Origin of the sequence: Pseudomonas sp. Irchel s3b6 (genome assembly GCF_900187415.1) — a bacterium.
In the GTDB taxonomy this organism is placed as follows: domain Bacteria; phylum Pseudomonadota; class Gammaproteobacteria; order Pseudomonadales; family Pseudomonadaceae; genus Aquipseudomonas.
On the sequence record NZ_FYDM01000008.1, the window covers coordinates 129,272 to 143,954 of the forward strand.

At 61.1% G+C, this 14,683-nt stretch carries 15 protein-coding genes; 8 read left to right on the forward strand and 7 right to left on the reverse strand.

Annotation, left to right across the window (positions count from 1 at the left end; all coding sequences use genetic code 11):
* The first annotated feature begins 69 nt into the window (after positions 1-69).
* Positions 70-1,131 carry an AraC family transcriptional regulator gene (locus tag CKW07_RS15295; RefSeq protein WP_095145640.1) on the forward strand — a complete coding sequence of 354 codons (1,062 nt, stop codon included), beginning with the start codon at positions 70-72 and terminating at the stop codon, positions 1,129-1,131.
* On the opposite strand, the gene CKW07_RS15300 is transcribed toward CKW07_RS15295, so the two are convergent.
* Positions 1,088-2,542, reverse strand: a complete 1,455-nt coding sequence (locus tag CKW07_RS15300) for a TrkH family potassium uptake protein (RefSeq protein ID WP_095145641.1) — start codon at positions 2,540-2,542, stop codon at positions 1,088-1,090. The genes CKW07_RS15295 and CKW07_RS15300 overlap by 44 nt on opposite strands.
* A gap of 121 nt (positions 2,543-2,663) precedes the next feature.
* Here CKW07_RS15300 and CKW07_RS15305 point away from each other — a divergent pair, with 121 nt between their 5' ends.
* Positions 2,664-3,224, forward strand: a complete 561-nt coding sequence (locus tag CKW07_RS15305) for an NAD(P)H nitroreductase (protein ID WP_095145642.1) — start codon at positions 2,664-2,666, stop codon at positions 3,222-3,224.
* Positions 3,225-3,328: 104 nt separating this feature from the next.
* Here CKW07_RS15305 and CKW07_RS15310 read toward each other — a convergent pair whose 3' ends face one another.
* The 6 genes from CKW07_RS15310 to CKW07_RS15335 form a co-directional block, all read right to left on the reverse strand.
* Positions 3,329-4,666, reverse strand: a complete 1,338-nt coding sequence (locus CKW07_RS15310) for a HAMP domain-containing sensor histidine kinase (protein WP_095145643.1) — start codon at positions 4,664-4,666, stop codon at positions 3,329-3,331.
* Positions 4,667-4,733: 67 nt separating this feature from the next.
* A complete protein-coding gene (locus CKW07_RS15315) occupies positions 4,734-5,171 on the reverse strand; it encodes an LTXXQ domain protein (protein ID WP_095145644.1) in 438 nt (145 codons plus the stop codon).
* Positions 5,172-5,296: 125 nt separating this feature from the next.
* On the reverse strand, positions 5,297-5,974 hold the full coding sequence (locus CKW07_RS15320) for a response regulator transcription factor (protein WP_095145645.1): 678 nt from the start codon (positions 5,972-5,974) through the stop codon (positions 5,297-5,299).
* A gap of 7 nt (positions 5,975-5,981) precedes the next feature.
* Positions 5,982-6,392, reverse strand: coding sequence for a translation initiation factor 2 (locus CKW07_RS15325; protein WP_095145646.1), 411 nt, complete (start codon positions 6,390-6,392; stop codon positions 5,982-5,984).
* Positions 6,393-6,498: 106 nt separating this feature from the next.
* Entirely contained in the window at positions 6,499-6,798 is a 300-nt protein-coding gene (locus tag CKW07_RS15330) for a YciI family protein (protein ID WP_095080186.1), read from the reverse strand.
* 1 nt (position 6,799) lies between these two features.
* Positions 6,800-7,396, reverse strand: a complete 597-nt coding sequence (locus CKW07_RS15335) for a septation protein A (RefSeq protein WP_095080185.1) — start codon at positions 7,394-7,396, stop codon at positions 6,800-6,802.
* Positions 7,397-7,482: 86 nt separating this feature from the next.
* Here CKW07_RS15335 and CKW07_RS15340 point away from each other — a divergent pair, with 86 nt between their 5' ends.
* From CKW07_RS15340 to CKW07_RS15370, 6 genes are all read left to right on the forward strand, one after another.
* Positions 7,483-8,331, forward strand: coding sequence for a PHP domain-containing protein (locus CKW07_RS15340; protein WP_095145647.1), 849 nt, complete (start codon positions 7,483-7,485; stop codon positions 8,329-8,331).
* A gap of 171 nt (positions 8,332-8,502) precedes the next feature.
* Positions 8,503-9,132 carry an L-threonylcarbamoyladenylate synthase gene (locus tag CKW07_RS15345; protein WP_095145648.1) on the forward strand — a complete coding sequence of 210 codons (630 nt, stop codon included), beginning with the start codon at positions 8,503-8,505 and terminating at the stop codon, positions 9,130-9,132.
* 120 nt (positions 9,133-9,252) lie between these two features.
* Positions 9,253-9,951, forward strand: coding sequence for a ScpA family protein (locus CKW07_RS15350; RefSeq protein WP_172736528.1), 699 nt, complete (start codon positions 9,253-9,255; stop codon positions 9,949-9,951).
* Between the two features lie 12 nt (positions 9,952-9,963).
* The gene (scpB, locus tag CKW07_RS15355) at positions 9,964-10,947 is read left to right on the forward strand and encodes an SMC-Scp complex subunit ScpB (RefSeq protein ID WP_095145650.1); all 984 of its coding nucleotides are present in this window, start codon (positions 9,964-9,966) and stop codon (positions 10,945-10,947) included.
* A gap of 171 nt (positions 10,948-11,118) precedes the next feature.
* Positions 11,119-12,354, forward strand: a complete 1,236-nt coding sequence (gene rluB / locus CKW07_RS15360) for a 23S rRNA pseudouridine(2605) synthase RluB (RefSeq protein WP_095145651.1) — start codon at positions 11,119-11,121, stop codon at positions 12,352-12,354.
* Between the two features lie 897 nt (positions 12,355-13,251).
* Complete coding sequence (locus tag CKW07_RS15370) at positions 13,252-14,670, forward strand: amino acid permease (RefSeq protein WP_095145653.1); 1,419 nt, start codon at positions 13,252-13,254, stop codon at positions 14,668-14,670.
* Positions 14,671-14,683 lie beyond the last annotated feature (13 nt).

Sequence of the window (14,683 nt, forward strand, 5' to 3'; positions counted from 1 at the left end):
CAATAGGCGCCACTTTACTATCCTTATGAAATTGGTCGCGAGATGCGGCCTATCACGTAAGAAAACGCCATGAGCGAACGAACGACTTCTTCAAGCTGGGCGATGGGAATTGTCAAGGCGCTGGAAATGGACGGCCTGGATTGCCGGGACTTGTTCAATCAGCTGGGGCTCGACTACGCGGCGCTGGATGATCCGGATGCGCGCTTCCCTCAAGATTCGATGACGCGCCTGTGGCAACGGGCGGTAGCGTTGTCCGGCAACCCGGCCATTGGCTTGAACATGGGCAAGGTGGTGCGTCCGGCGTCCTTTCATGTGGTCGGCTATGCCTTGATGTCCAGCCGGACCCTGGCCGAAGGCTTTCAGCGACTGGTGCGCTATCAACGCATCATTGCCGAAAGTGCCGACCTGAGTTTTCGCCTGTTACCCGAAGGCCATGCGCTGATTCTGACGGTGCATGGCGATCACCTGCCGCCGACCCGGCAAAGCGCCGAGGCGTCGCTTGCCTGTGCGCTAGGCTTGTGCAACTGGCTGACCGGGCGCACCTTGCAGCCATGCAAGGTCCTGTTTCAAGGCGATCGGCCCCTGGACCTCGGACCTTATACACGGACCTTCCATGCGCCGCTGGCGTTCAACGCACCCTACGACGCGCTGATTTTCGAGCCGGCGGACATGGAGGCACCGTTACCCACGGCCAATGAGGCCATGGCACTGCTGCACGACCGGTTTGCCGGTGAGTACCTGGCGCGATTCTCGGGCAGTCGGGTGACCCACAATGCGCGGCAGGTCCTGTGTCGGCTGCTGCCCCAGGGAGAACCCAAGCGCGATACGGTCGCGCAAGCGCTGCATTTGTCTCAGCGCACCTTGCAACGCCGCTTGCAGGAAGAGGGGACGAGCTTTCAGGCGTTGCTCGATGACACTCGGCGCGAACTGGCCGAACAGTACCTGGCGCAGCCGAGCATGACCTTGCTGGAAATTGCCTACTTGCTTGGGTTTGCCGATCCGAGCAACTTTTTCCGTGCGTTCAGGCGCTGGTTCGACAGCACACCCGGCGAGTACCGGGTGCGTTTTCTGGAGACACCCAAGGTGATCAGTGACGCCAGAACGCCGGAATACACAGTACAAACACGGTAATGATCTCCAGCCGCCCGAGCAGCATGCCCAGGGACAGAATCCACTTGGCCGCGTCGGGAAGGGTGGCGAAGTTACCGGCCGGGCCAATGGTCTCACCCAGGCCCGGGCCCACGCCGGAGACGGTGCTGGCCGCGCCGGTGAGGGCGGTCATCCAGTCCACGCCCAGCAGTGACAGGGCCAGGGCGATGGCGCAGATGGTGATCGCAAAGAAGAACGAAAAGGTCAGGATCGAGCGCACGATCTCTTCGTCGAGGCGGTGGCCGTTGTACTTCTGCTTGATCACCGCCCGAGGGTGAATCAACTGATTAAGGTTGGCCTTGAGCAGGATATAGGCAACCTGGAAGCGGAAAATCTTGATCCCGCCTGCGGTCGACCCTGAGCAGCCGCCGACAAAACCCAGGTAAAAGAACAGCATCAGCGAGAAGTTGCCCCACAGGCTGTAGTCCCCAAGTGCAAAACCGGTGGTCGTGACCACCGAGGTGACGTTCAGCGCGACGTGGCGCAGCGCGTCCAGCCAATGCAGTTCGGTGGTCCACCAGTACCAGGTCCCGAGGACCACCCAGGTCACCAGCAGCATGCCGAGCAAGCCCTGCACCTGTTGATCCTTGATCAGTGCCCGGCGATTGCCACGCAGGGTTGCCACATACAAGGCAAACGGCAGGCTGCCCAGAATCATCACGACCACCGCGACCCAGTGCACCGCCGGTGCGGTCCATTTGGCCAGGGACTGGTCGGAGGTGGAGAAGCCACCGGTGGAAATCGCCGACATCGCATGGTTGATCGCATCGAACGGGGTCATGCCCGCCCACCAGAACGCCAGGCTGCCGAGGATGGTGATACCGACGTAGGCGGCAACGATCAGTCGCGCCACCATGTGTGAGCGGGGCATGACTTTTTCGGAGCGGTCCGAGGACTCGGTCTGGAACAGCCGCATGCCACCGATGCGCAGCAGCGGCAAAATGGCGACCGCCATGCCGATAAAGCCGATGCCCCCCAGCCAGTGCAGCAGCGAGCGCCACATCAGGATGCCCGGGGACATGGTGTCCAGGCCACTCAACACGGTGGCGCCGGTGGCGGTAATGCCGGACATGCTCTCGAAAAACGAGTCGGTGTAGCTGATGTGCTGGGTCAACAGGAACGGCAGCGCGGCGAAGATACACACCACCACCCAACTCGATACCGTGAGCAGGTACATGTCGCGCGGACGCAGGTGAATATGTTCCGGGCGTCCGGGGATGACCAGTGCCAGGCCCGCGACAAAGGTGATCATGCTGGACCAGAGGAACGATGGCAGGTCGCTGGTGCGTTCGTAAATCACCAGGGTCGCCATCGGCACAACCATGCTGACGGCGAGCGTGATCAGGAAGATGCCGATGATAAAACCAATGATCCGTAAGGTCGGCAACGCCATGAAGTCCGCTCGGGGTAATGTAGGAAGGGCGCCATTCTACCTGCGAGGCAGGGCATGTAAACCGGCATCCCAACGGTAGTTACCGCTAGAATAGCCAAACATTTTTTTCAGGAGGTGGCCGATGCAGGCTCTCGACGCTTTGCTCAACCGTGTTTCCGTTCCGCGTTTGATTGACCCGGCACCGACTGCCGAACAGCGCGAAGTGCTGTTTGCAGCCGCCCTGCGGGCTCCGGATCACGGGCATATGCAGCCATGGCGCTTTTTGACGGTTGAAGGCGCGGCGCGTGAGCAACTGGGCGAGCTGTTGGCCGAGGCGGCACTGTTGCAAGACGCCGACGCCCCGCAGGCGTTGGTGGACAAGGCGCGTAATGGTCCGCTGCGCGCGCCGTTGGTAGTGGTTGTGGTGGCGCGCCTGCAGGATCACGTCAAGGTGCCCAAGTCCGAGCAACTGTTGGCAGCCGGTTGCGCTGCCCACGGTATTTTGCTCGCGGCCTACGCCCAGGGGATCGGCGCGGTATGGCGCACCGGCGATCTGGCGTACTCGGCCCATGTGGCCAAGGGGCTGGGGTTGGCTGAAGGGGAGGAGGTGATTGCGTTCCTGTACCTCGGCACCCCGCAGAAAGAACCGCGGGTAGCCGAGAAAGTCGATCTGACGGAATTTGTCAGCGCCTGGTCCGTGTAGGAACGAGCGCGCTCGCGATGGACGTCAACGATAACGCGCACTTTCTGAATAACCGCGTTGCTCTTGAGTTCATCGCGAGCGCGCTCGCTCCTACAGGGGCTGTTTCAGGTAGCGATTCCAGGCTCCAGGGGCAGGTCCAGGCTGGCGATGAATCCGCCCTCCGGGTGATTGGCCAGGACCAGGCTGCCACCATGACGCTCCGCTGCCCGGCGAGCGATGGCCAGCCCCAGGCCATGACCGGCCGCGGACTGGCCTGGTGCCCGGTAGAAGGGCTCGCCTAACTGCGCCATATGCTCAGGCTGCACGCCGGGGCCGTAGTCACGCACGCTCACCACCATGCGCTCACCCTCGCGCCGGGCTGACAGGTCAATCGGTTGCCCCGGTGGGTTGAAGCGTTGTGCGTTACGCAGCAGGTTGTCCAATGCCCGCTCGATCATGGTCGGCCACCCCTTGAGGTGCAGTGCCGGTTCGGCTTCTATGCGGATGTACTGCTCCGGCGACGCGAGCTGCGCGTCTTTTTGCAGGCTGCCCAGCAGTGTGTTGAGGTCGACGTCCTCAGCGCTGGCGCTGTCGGCATCGACCCGTGCCAGCACCAGGATTTCACTGATCAGGGCTTCCAGGCGATCGCACTCGCGGGTCAGGCGTGGCCAGAGCTTTTCCCGTTCCTCGGGGGTGGCGCGCTCTGCCAGCGCCAGGGCGATGCGCAAGCGGGCCAGTGGTGAGCGCAGTTCGTGAGAAACGTCACGCAGCAATTGTCGCTGGCTGCCGATCAGGCTTTGCAGGCGCGCGCCCATGCGGTTGAAGTCATTGGCCAGCACTCCGAACTCGTCACGCCGGTTGGCCAGGCGCGCCAGGCTGTTTTGCTGGTACGTGGTCTGTCCCAGGTCGTGCACGGCACCCCGCAGCCGGCTCAACGGGCGAGTGATCGACAGCGTCACCAGCAAGCTGAACAGGGTCAACACCACCAGGGCGATGCCCAGCGCACTCAGCGGCCAGAGCAGGCTTTCGCGGTGCCAGGCATCGAGTTCCGGGTGCGGGATGCGGTAGATCAGCAGGTAGGTTTCACCGGTTTTCGGGCTGGTGTACTCGTCGGTCAGGCGGCGCCAGGGCAGGTGGCGGTCATTGCCGTCACCCTGTCGCGCCTCGAATGCAGCGGCGCGGCGAGGGAATGTACCGCGCACCACCGGATCGCCACTCTCGTTCAATACCTGGACGTTGATGTGGTAGAGCCGCTTGCGTTGCTGCAGCAGCAACTGGGCGGCCTCTTCACCACTTTCTTCGTAGCGCTGCGTCCACTGTTGCGCCAGGTCACTCAGGCCCGGATGGCGACTGAGAATCCAGGCGTCCTGGTTCAACATGTGCCCGAGCAGAATCGACAGGCCGGCAACCAGCGTGATGGCCAGCCAGAAGCTGGCCAGGATGCGCCAGAACAATGAACGCACGGTAAGTCCTCAAACAAGGAAAGCCCAATGGCGGTTAACCATTGGGCTGGGGAGTTGCACTAGACCATTACTGTGCTTTTTGTGGCTGTTGGGCTTTCCAGGCTTTGAACTGCTCCCATTCTGCCTTGCGTTCAGCCTGCTTTTTCTGAATCGCGTCGAATTTCTGCTGCTGGTCAGGCTTGAGCAGGGTGCGAATCTCGGCTTCGGTTTTCTGGTGGCGTGCAGCCATTTCGTCCTTCAGGGCTTTTTGATCGGCTGGCGGCAGTTTTTCCAGGTACTTGTCGACCAGTTGCTTACGCTCAAGCATTTGCTTGCCCATGATTTTGCGGATCTGCTCACGTTGTTCGTGGGTCAGGTCCAGCTGGCTGTACGGGCCTTTACCGTGCATCTGACCGCCGTGTCGCGAGCCGTCCATCGAGCCCATCGGACCTTCGCCTTCGGGCATGGCCATGGCAACCGTTGGCAGGGCAGCAGCGAACATCAAAGCGATAAGGGTCTTGCGCATGGTGTATCTCCTTGTCTCATTCCCGGTGTGTTCCGGATGTGTGCAGATTACAGAGATCAAGGTCAGCGGCGGTCAGCGAAGCGTAAAGCTTGGGTAAAGATGGTTTTGCACCGCCCTGACAAAACTTACAGGCTGTAATAGTAGCCGCGGCTGCGCAGGGCAACGATGCGCGGTCGGCCATCGGGGTGCGGGCCGATCTTTTTACGCAGGTTGCTGACGTGCATGTCCAGGCTGCGGTCGTACAGGGTGAGCTTGCGGCCAAGGGCGATCTGCGCCAGCTCCTGCTTGTCCAGCGGTTCGCCGGGCTGCTTGAGCAAGGCTTCGAGCAAGCGGCTTTCAGACACGGTGAGGGTGTATTCCTGCTCGTCGATACTGACCACGCCACGCGCCGGGCTGAAACACAGGTCGCCCAGTTCCAGCTGGCTGGAGACCGGTGCCGGATGGCTGCGTCGCAGCACGGCGCGCAGGCGGGCGGTCAGCTCCCGTGGGTCGCACGGTTTGGCCAGGTAATCGTCGGCACCCAGTTCCAGGCCCAGGATGCGGTCCAGCGGCTCGCCCCGGGCCGAGAGCATGACCACCGGCAGGTCCGGGTGATCGCTGCGCAGTTGCTTGAGCAGTTCCAGGCCGCTGCCGTCGGGCAGCATCACATCCAGTACCACGGCGGCAGGTGCCGATTCGGCCAGGGCGCGACGCGCACTCAGGCCGTCGTGGCAGGCACGCACCGCAAAGCCTTCCTGGCTCAACCAGCTGGCAAGGAGCTCACACAGCTCCTGGTCATCATCAATCAGTAACAGCTCGCTCATGACTTACTCAATTTAGCCATTGTCGACGTCTTCTGTGCCCACCGCTGGCGAAGATACCGCAGAGCAGCGCCAATAGCGCGACTCCCGCCCCGGTGACGAACCATTGTTGCTGATCGGTCAGCAGGCGCGGCACGGTGCTGGCCTGGACTTCCTTGAGTTGCAGCTTGAGGCGCTGGTTCTCTTGGCGCAGTCGGCCCAGTAGGGCGCTTTCGCGTTCGCTGTCGGCGGTTTGCAGGTGTTTGTTCAGCTCTTCTCGTTGCCGCTCGCTTTCCTTCAAGCGTTGCTGCAATTGCGTGATCTGGCTGCCGGCACTCAAGGACAGAGGCGTTGAAAAGCCTGCATCCGAGTCTCCCTCGGCATGGGCAAAGCCCCCGATCGATAATGTGACCAACAGCAGACACAGCGGACCTTGGCGCATCGCAACTCCTGATTCCAAACGAGTGTTGGGCAGGTTGTCGGCCGTTGAACGAGAATACTGAGCAATTGAGTGCGCGATGAACCGAAGGTTCACCGCGCGGGCAGGATCAAGGCAGGACTTGCTTGAACGGCTTTACCAGCACGTTGGCGTAAACGCCGGCGGCGATGTACGGATCGGCGTCGGCCCAGGCCGTGGCGGCTTCAAGGGAGGCGAACTCGGCAACGATCAGGCTGCCGGTGAAGCCTGCGGCACCCGGATCATTGCTGTCCACCGCCGGGTGCGGGCCGGCCAGCACCACGCGACCTTCGGCCTTGAGTTGTTGCAGTCGCTCAAGGTGAGCGGGGCGTGCAGCCAGGCGGCTTTCCAGGGAGTTGGCGACGTCTGTGGCAATGATTGCGTAAAGCATGTCAGTCCTCGGTTTTAGGCGTAGTGGTGTCGGCGTCATGCAGGTGGCGGGACAGGTAGATGCCCTGGCCGACCAGGAACAGCAGGGTCATGCCCAGGCTGCCGAAGACTTTGAAGTCGACCCAGATGCTCTGGAAGGTGAAGGCAACGAACAGGTTGGCTGCGCCGCAGAACAGGAAAAAGCCGATCCAGGCGATGTTCAGGCGCGTCCAGACTTGATCGGGCAGGGTCAGCGCGTGGCCCATGATGCGTTTGATCAGCAGTTGTTCGCCCACGAAATGGCTGCCGATAAAGGCCAGTGCGAACAGCCAGTTGACCACCGGAGCCTTCCATTTGAGGAAGGTCTCGCTGTGGAAGGCCAGGGTCAGGCTACCGAACACCAGGCAGGCGACGAGGGTCAGCCACTGGCTTTTTTCCAGCTTGCGCTGGGAGATGTACAGGGCGCCGTACACCACCAGGGAGCTGGTGATCAGCATTGCCGTGGCGCTGTAAATGCCGCCTACAGTCAGTTGATGGCCGGCGATGTCGACGACCCGCGGGTCGATTTTGAAGACGATGAAAAACAGCAGGAGCGGGATGAAGTCGATGAATTGTTTCACAGTGGCAGCCAGAAGCAGGATGTGCCGGCATAATAACAAACATATTGAGTCGCGAAAGCGCCAGCTGATTTGAGGTTACACATCCTGTGAATGTTGATTTGCACTGCCATAGCACGGCCTCCGATGGCGCCTTGGCGCCCGCGGCACTGGTTGCGCGTGCGTTCGAAAACGGCGTGCGAGTCCTGGCGTTGACCGACCACGACACTCTGGAGGGCCTCGATGAGGCCCGCGGCGCCGCGCAGGCACTGGGGATGCAACTGGTCAATGGTGTCGAACTGTCCTGCACCTGGGGCGGTGCGACCATCCATGTACTGGGCTACGGTTTCGACGTTAATGCCCCGGCGTTGGTCGAGGCGATCGCCAAACTGCGTGACGGGCGCTGGCTGCGTTCCGAAGAAATCAGCCGCAAGCTCGAACTCAAGGGTATGCCGGGGGCGCTGGAAGGCGCGCGGGCCATTCAGCAGGAACTGGGCGACAGCGGCAATGCGCCGGCCCGTCCGCACTTCGCCGACTATCTGGTGCGCGCCGGCTACGTCAAGGATCGTGCTGAAGCCTTCCGCAAGTGGCTGGGCGCCGGCAAGCTGGGCGACGTCAAGCAACACTGGCCGACCCTGGAGGAAACCGTCGAAACCCTGCGTGCCGCCGGCGCCTGGGTCAGCCTGGCCCACCCGTGGCACTACGATTTTACCCGCAGCAAGCGCCGTCGCCTGATTGCCGACTATATTCAAGCAGGCGGCCACGCGATTGAAGTGGTCAATGGTCATCAGCCGGCCGAGCAGGTCGGCAGCCTGGCCATACTTGCCCGTGAGTTCGGTCTGCTGGTCAGTGCCGGCAGTGATTTTCATGGCCCGGGGGGCTGGTCGGAGATTGGCGAGTACCGTCCTGTCCCGGAGGATCTGCCACCACTGTGGTGTCGATTCAAATCCTTAGTCTGATGGATGTGAAACGTGACGAGCGAAGGCAAGGCAAGGAAAAAACAGGCGAGGAGGCGGAGTTTACATCCTGTAAATGCGCACTCCGAGCCGGTTTTTGATGCAGAATTGCACGCGGAGCCTGCAGTAGTTTTCACGCCATCAGTATTGCCGTCGTCTGAACAGGTAGAAAATGTGAGTCAATTTTTCCAGATTCATCCGGAAAACCCACAAGTGCGCCTGATCAAGCAGGCCGTCGAAATCATCCGCAATGGCGGTGTGGTGATCTATCCCACCGACTCGTCCTACGCCATTGGCTGCCAGATCGGCGACAAAAATGCCATAGAACGCGTACGTCGCCTGCGACAACTGGACGACAAACACAACTTTGCGCTGATCTGCAGTGACCTGTCGCAGCTTGGGCTGTTCGCCAAAATCGACACCGGTACGTTCCGGATCCTCAAGGCGCACCTGCCGGGGCCTTACACCTTCATTCTCAATGCCACCCGCGAAGTGCCGCGCCTGTTGCTGCACCCGAAAAAGCGCACCATCGGCCTGCGGGTGCCGAGTCATCCAATTGCCCTGGCATTGCTCGAGGAACTGGGCGAGCCGCTGATGAGCGTGACCCTGATCATGCCCGGTGACAGCGACCCGTTGAGCGACCCTTATGAAATGCGCCAGATGCTCGAGCATCAGGTCGACCTGATCATCGACGGCGGTTTTGGCGGTATCAAGGCCTCCACCGTGATCAGCCTGGCCGACGGCGAGCCGGAAGTGATCCGCGTCGGTTGCGGCGACCCGACGCCGTTCATGGTCGAGGCCTGAATGTCGGTGGTAGAAAGCCTCGACAGCCAGGCCGGCGCCCAGCAGGAGCTGCCGTTTGCCATGGTCTATGGCCAGGCGGTCATGGAAATGCCGCTGGACCTCTACATTCCGCCGGACGCTCTGGAAGTCTTCCTCGAGGCCTTTGAAGGTCCGCTCGACCTGCTGCTCTACCTGATCCGCAAACAGAACATCAACATCCTCGACATCCCGGTGGCGGAAATCACCCGCCAGTACATGGGCTATGTCGAGTTGATGCAGTCGGTGCGCTTGGAGCTGGCCGCCGAGTATCTGGTGATGGCCGCGATGCTGGCCGAGATCAAGTCGCGGATGCTGCTGCCGCGTTCGGTGGAGATCGAACAGGAAGAAGACGACCCGCGTGCCGAACTGATTCGGCGCTTGCAGGAGTACGAACGCTTCAAGGCCGCTGCCGAGGGTATCGACGGGCTGAGCCGGGTCGGGCGTGATGTGGTGGTGCCCAGGCTTGACGCCCCGCAAGCCCGGGCGCGCAAGTTGTTGCCGGACGTGAGTCTGGAAGAGTTGTTGATGTCCATGGCCGAGGTGTTGCGCCGTGGCGATATGTTCGAGAGCCACCAGGTCAGCCGCGAGGCATTGTCGACCCGCGAACGTATGAGCGATGTGCTGGAGCGGCTCAAGGGCGGTGGTTTTGTGCCCTTTGTCGAGCTGTTCACTGCCGAAGAAGGACGCCTGGGTGTGGTCGTGACCTTTATGGCGATCCTCGAGCTGGTCAAGGAGTCCTTGGTCGAGCTGGTGCAGAATGAGCCCTTTGCGGCGATCCATGTGCGGGCGCGAGCCGAATAACGAGCAAAATCCATGAACCTGAGTGAACCCCGCGAGCTGGCGCCACTGCTTGAAGCCTTTCTGTTGGCTTCGGGAAAGCCGCAATCGATGGAGCGTCTGTTCGAGCTGTTTGAAGAGGGCGAGCGCCCGGAACCGCCCGTCTTCAAGAAGGCCCTGGCGATCCTTGCCAAGTCCTGTGACGGCCGGGCCTTTGAACTGAAGGAAGTGGCCTCGGGTTATCGCCTGCAAATTCGCGAGAAGTTCGCGCCCTGGGTCGGACGTCTGTGGGAAGAGCGCCCCCAGCGCTATTCGCGGGCGATGCTGGAAACCATGGCCCTGATCGCCTATCGCCAGCCGATCACCCGTGGCGAGATCGAAGATGTGCGGGGTGTGGCGGTCAACAGCAACATCGTCAAGACCCTGCTAGAGCGCGAGTGGATCAGGGTCGTCGGTTACCGCGAAGTACCGGGCAGGCCGGCGATGTTTGCCACCACCAAGGCCTTTCTCGACCATTTCAACCTGAAGAACCTCGACGACCTGCCACCCCTGGCCGAGTTGCGCGAACTGGAACCCGAGCCCATGCTCGAGTTCGACGATGCCCCTGTTCCGCAGAGCCTGCAGGACTTGGCCGACGCCAGTGCCGAACCCGAAGAGCCCAAGGAGGAGACCAGTTTCCATACCTTGCTGCTGGAACTGGACTCGATGGAGGAGGGGATCAAGACCGATTTCGATGACTTGCTGCGTGATGGCGAGGTGAGCGAGGGGGATTGGCCGAAGCCGGACGACACGCCGGTTGAAATGGAAACCGAAGTTGAAGTTGAAGCCGAGCCTCAAGTCGTAACCCCGCAAGCGCCTGAAGAAGACGTCCTCGGCGTCGCCCAGGCCCGTGAGCAATTGCTCGCCGCCGTGGCTGCCCTCGAAAAGCCGGCACCCGAGCCCGAACTGAGCGACGAAGAGGCCGAAGCCCTGGCACTGGCCGAAGCGATCGAGGCCGAACGCCGTGCGCTCGATGATTGACGCAGCCGGTCGGCGGAAAAACCAGTAACCGACCGTTTATCAGCTAGTCTCTGGTGCGCAAGCGACGCCATGCGCGTATGATTCGCACCCCTTTGACGATCCTTTCGTCAAAGGATCAGTTTTCAACGCTTCAGGCTCAGCCCTGAACAGACCACACCGGGAGGTGCCCAGATGAGTATCAACGATCAGAAAGACGACCAGGAAATCGGCCCAGCAGGCGAAAAGCTGCAGAAAGTCCTCGCCCGTATCGGCGTCGGCTCGCGCCGTGACGTGGAAGCCTGGATCAGCCACGGCCGGATCAAGGTCAACGGCAAAGACGCCACCCTTGGTCTGCGTGTCGACATGCACGACGCCATTACCATCGATGGCAAGGTGATCAAGCGCGAAGAAGCGGCCGAGTCGGTTCGCCGCGTGATCATGTACAACAAGCCCGATGGCGAGATCTGCACCCGTGTCGACCCGGAAGGCCGTCCGACCGTGTTCGACAAGATGCCGCGCCCGAAAGAAGGTCGCTGGATCAACATCGGTCGTCTGGACATCAACACCACCGGTCTGCTGATGTTCACCACCGACGGTGAACTGGCCAACCGCCTGATGCACCCTTCCTACGAAATGGACCGCGAGTACGCGGTACGTGTGCGTGGCGAAGTCGACGACGAAATGATCGAGCGCCTGAAAGCGGGCGTCGTGCTCGAGGACGGCCCGGCCAAGTTCACCGACATCAAGCAAGCGCCAGGCGGTGAAGGCTTCAACCACTGGTATCACTGCGTGGTGATGGAAGGTCGTAACCGCGAAGTGCGTCGCCTGTGGGAATCCCAGGGCCTGGTGGTCAGCCGTCTGAAGCGTGTGCGTTTCGGTCCGGTGTTCCTCAACTCCGACCTGCCGATGGGCCGCTGGCGCGAAATGAGTCAGTACGAAGTCGACATTCTGAGTGCTGAGGTTGGCCTGACGCCGGTCGCGATGCCGCAGATGAACGCCAAGAGCAAAGACAAGCTTGATCGCATGCAGCGTAAATCGTCGCGTCCAATGGCCAAGACCGAGCGCGTGCGCACTTTGCGTCCAGCCGCTGGCACTCCGGCTTCCGTCCCGCGTCCGGCGCGTGAGCCGCAGATCGAAGGCGAGCGTCCAGGCCGCAAGCCAGCGCCACGCCAGGATGGCGAGCGCGGTCCGCGCACGCCGCGTCCGGCCAACGGTCGCACTGAGCGTGGTGAAGTCCGTGGTGCTCCAGCCGGTCGCGGTACGCCGGTGGCAGATCGTCCGGTCGACACCAAGCGCCCGGCCAAGCCTGCGCCGAAGAAGCGCCCAGGCATCGTGCTGGTCGACCGTGACGCGCCGTCAGGCAAGCGTCGTGGCGCACCGGCCGGTTCCGGTCAGCGCCCAGGCTTTGGCCGTCGCAAGCCGGAGTGAAGCAGTTGTAAGCTTCAAGCCATAAGCTGCAGATGAAAACGCCAACCCTCGGGTTGGCGTTTTTTTTTGCTGGAATGGTCGTTAACAATAATGATTAACCCTGTGGGAGAGAGCCGTGTGGCGTTCCGCTTGCTCGCGATGCTCTCAAGAGCGACGCGTTGATTCAGGCAGTACGCGTCATCGTTGACGTCCATCGCGAGCAAGCTCGCTCCCACAGGTGCTGCATTGCTGGTACCTCCAGCCTGGAAATTCAATGTTACGGACTGTAACGAAAACCTGACGAAAACCCCGGCTTAAGCCTGTGGAATCGTCATCTTTCGGACGCTGTAAGGAAATCCTGCCGTCCGTTGTCTTTTTGGTCGCTTTCCAGGGCTCTAGCCCGCTTGTTTCACGGGCTCATGCAAGGTGTCATGCGCCCCATGCCTGTCGTGCAGGTGGATAACAAGAAGGAGGCGCAATGTACGCCGTGAGTCATCTTCATCTCTCTTCGTGGGGCGATTTTTCCGTCACCCCCGTCACTGACCCGCAAAGGTCTGACCCCATTTTTGCAGTCGCCCGACCCTGTCGTGGCGGACACAGGCAATCCCGGCAACCGACACGCTGATTCCTGCGAGGTCTGGCGGCAGGGGGTTACAGGTGTACAATGCGCCGCGTTTTACCTGTGACCTCCTTGCGTAACCACGCAAACCTCAAGGCTATCCGCCTTGTTCACTCCGCCGCGTCACGAGCGCGACGGGTTCGATTTCGTCACAGATAAGAACAAACAGGTGACGCATGACCGTTGTAAATACGCTGAACTCCTGGTGCCTGCGCTGGGGTTTGATCGGCGCTGCTTAATCCCGATTCGAGCAGCAACGTCTTAACGAACATCATCAAACCTTGCGTGAGACCCTTTTCATGAGTGGACAAAACTCGCATTCAGGCGAGCTTAAACGCGGCCTGAAAAATCGCCATATTCAACTGATCGCCCTCGGTGGCGCGATTGGTACCGGATTGTTCCTGGGCTCTGCCGGCGTATTGAAGTCGGCCGGCCCGTCGATGATCCTCGGCTACGCCATCTGTGGCTTCATCGCCTTCATGATCATGCGCCAACTGGGTGAAATGATCGTTGAAGAGCCGGTGGCCGGTTCGTTCAGTCACTTTGCCCACAAGTACTGGGGCGGCTTCGCGGGCTTCCTGTCGGGCTGGAACTGCTGGATTCTGTACATCCTGGTGGGCATGTCGGAGCTGACGGCCGTTGGCAAGTACGTGCACTACTGGTGGCCGGAAATCCCGACCTGGGCTTCGGCGGCAGCGTTCTTCGTGCTGATCAACGTGATCAACCTGGCCAACGTCAAGGTCTTTGGTGAAGCCGAATTCTGGTTTGCGATCATCAAGGTCGTGGCAATCGTCGGCATGATTGGCCTGGGCAGCTACCTGCTGGTCAGCGGCAACGGTGGCCCGCAAGCCGCGGTGAGCAACCTGTGGGAACACGGTGGTTTCTTCCCTAACGGCGTCAGTGGCCTGGTGATGGCCATGGCGATCATCATGTTTTCCTTTGGCGGCCTGGAAATGCTCGGTTTTACCGCTGCAGAAGCCGACAAGCCGAAAACCGTGATCCCGAAAGCCATCAACCAGGTGATCTACCGGATCCTGATTTTCTACATCGGCGCCCTGGTCATTCTGTTGTCGCTGACCCCGTGGGACAGCCTGCTGAACACCATTAACGCGTCCGGCGATGCCTACAGCGGCAGCCCGTTCGTCCAGGTGTTCTCGATGCTGGGCAGCAACACCGCGGCACACATCCTCAACTTTGTGGTCCTGACTGCGGCGTTGTCGGTGTACAACAGCGGCACCTACTGCAACAGCCGCATGCTGCTGGGCATGGCCGAGCAGGGCGATGCGCCGAAAGCACTGGCGAAGATCGACAAGCGCGGTGTACCGGTGCGTTCGATCCTGGCCTCGGCGGCGGTGACCCTGGTGGCGGTGCTGTTGAACTACCTGATCCCGCAACACGCGCTGGAGCTGTTGATGTCGCTGGTGGTCGCGACCCTGGTGATCAACTGGGCGATGATCAGCTACTCGCACTTCAAGTTCCGCCAGTACATGAATCGCACCAAGCAAACACCGCTGTTCAAGGCGCTGTGGTACCCGTATGGCAACTACGTCTGCCTGGCGTTCGTGGTGTTCATTCTCGGCGTCATGCTGATGATCCCGGGCATCCAGGTCTCGGTGTATGCGATCCCGGTATGGCTCGTGTTCATGTGGGTCTGCTACACCCTCAAGAACAAGCGCAGTGCGCAACCGGTGTTGAATGCGGCGCCTGCCGTGAAGTAAGCCTGCTAAGCAC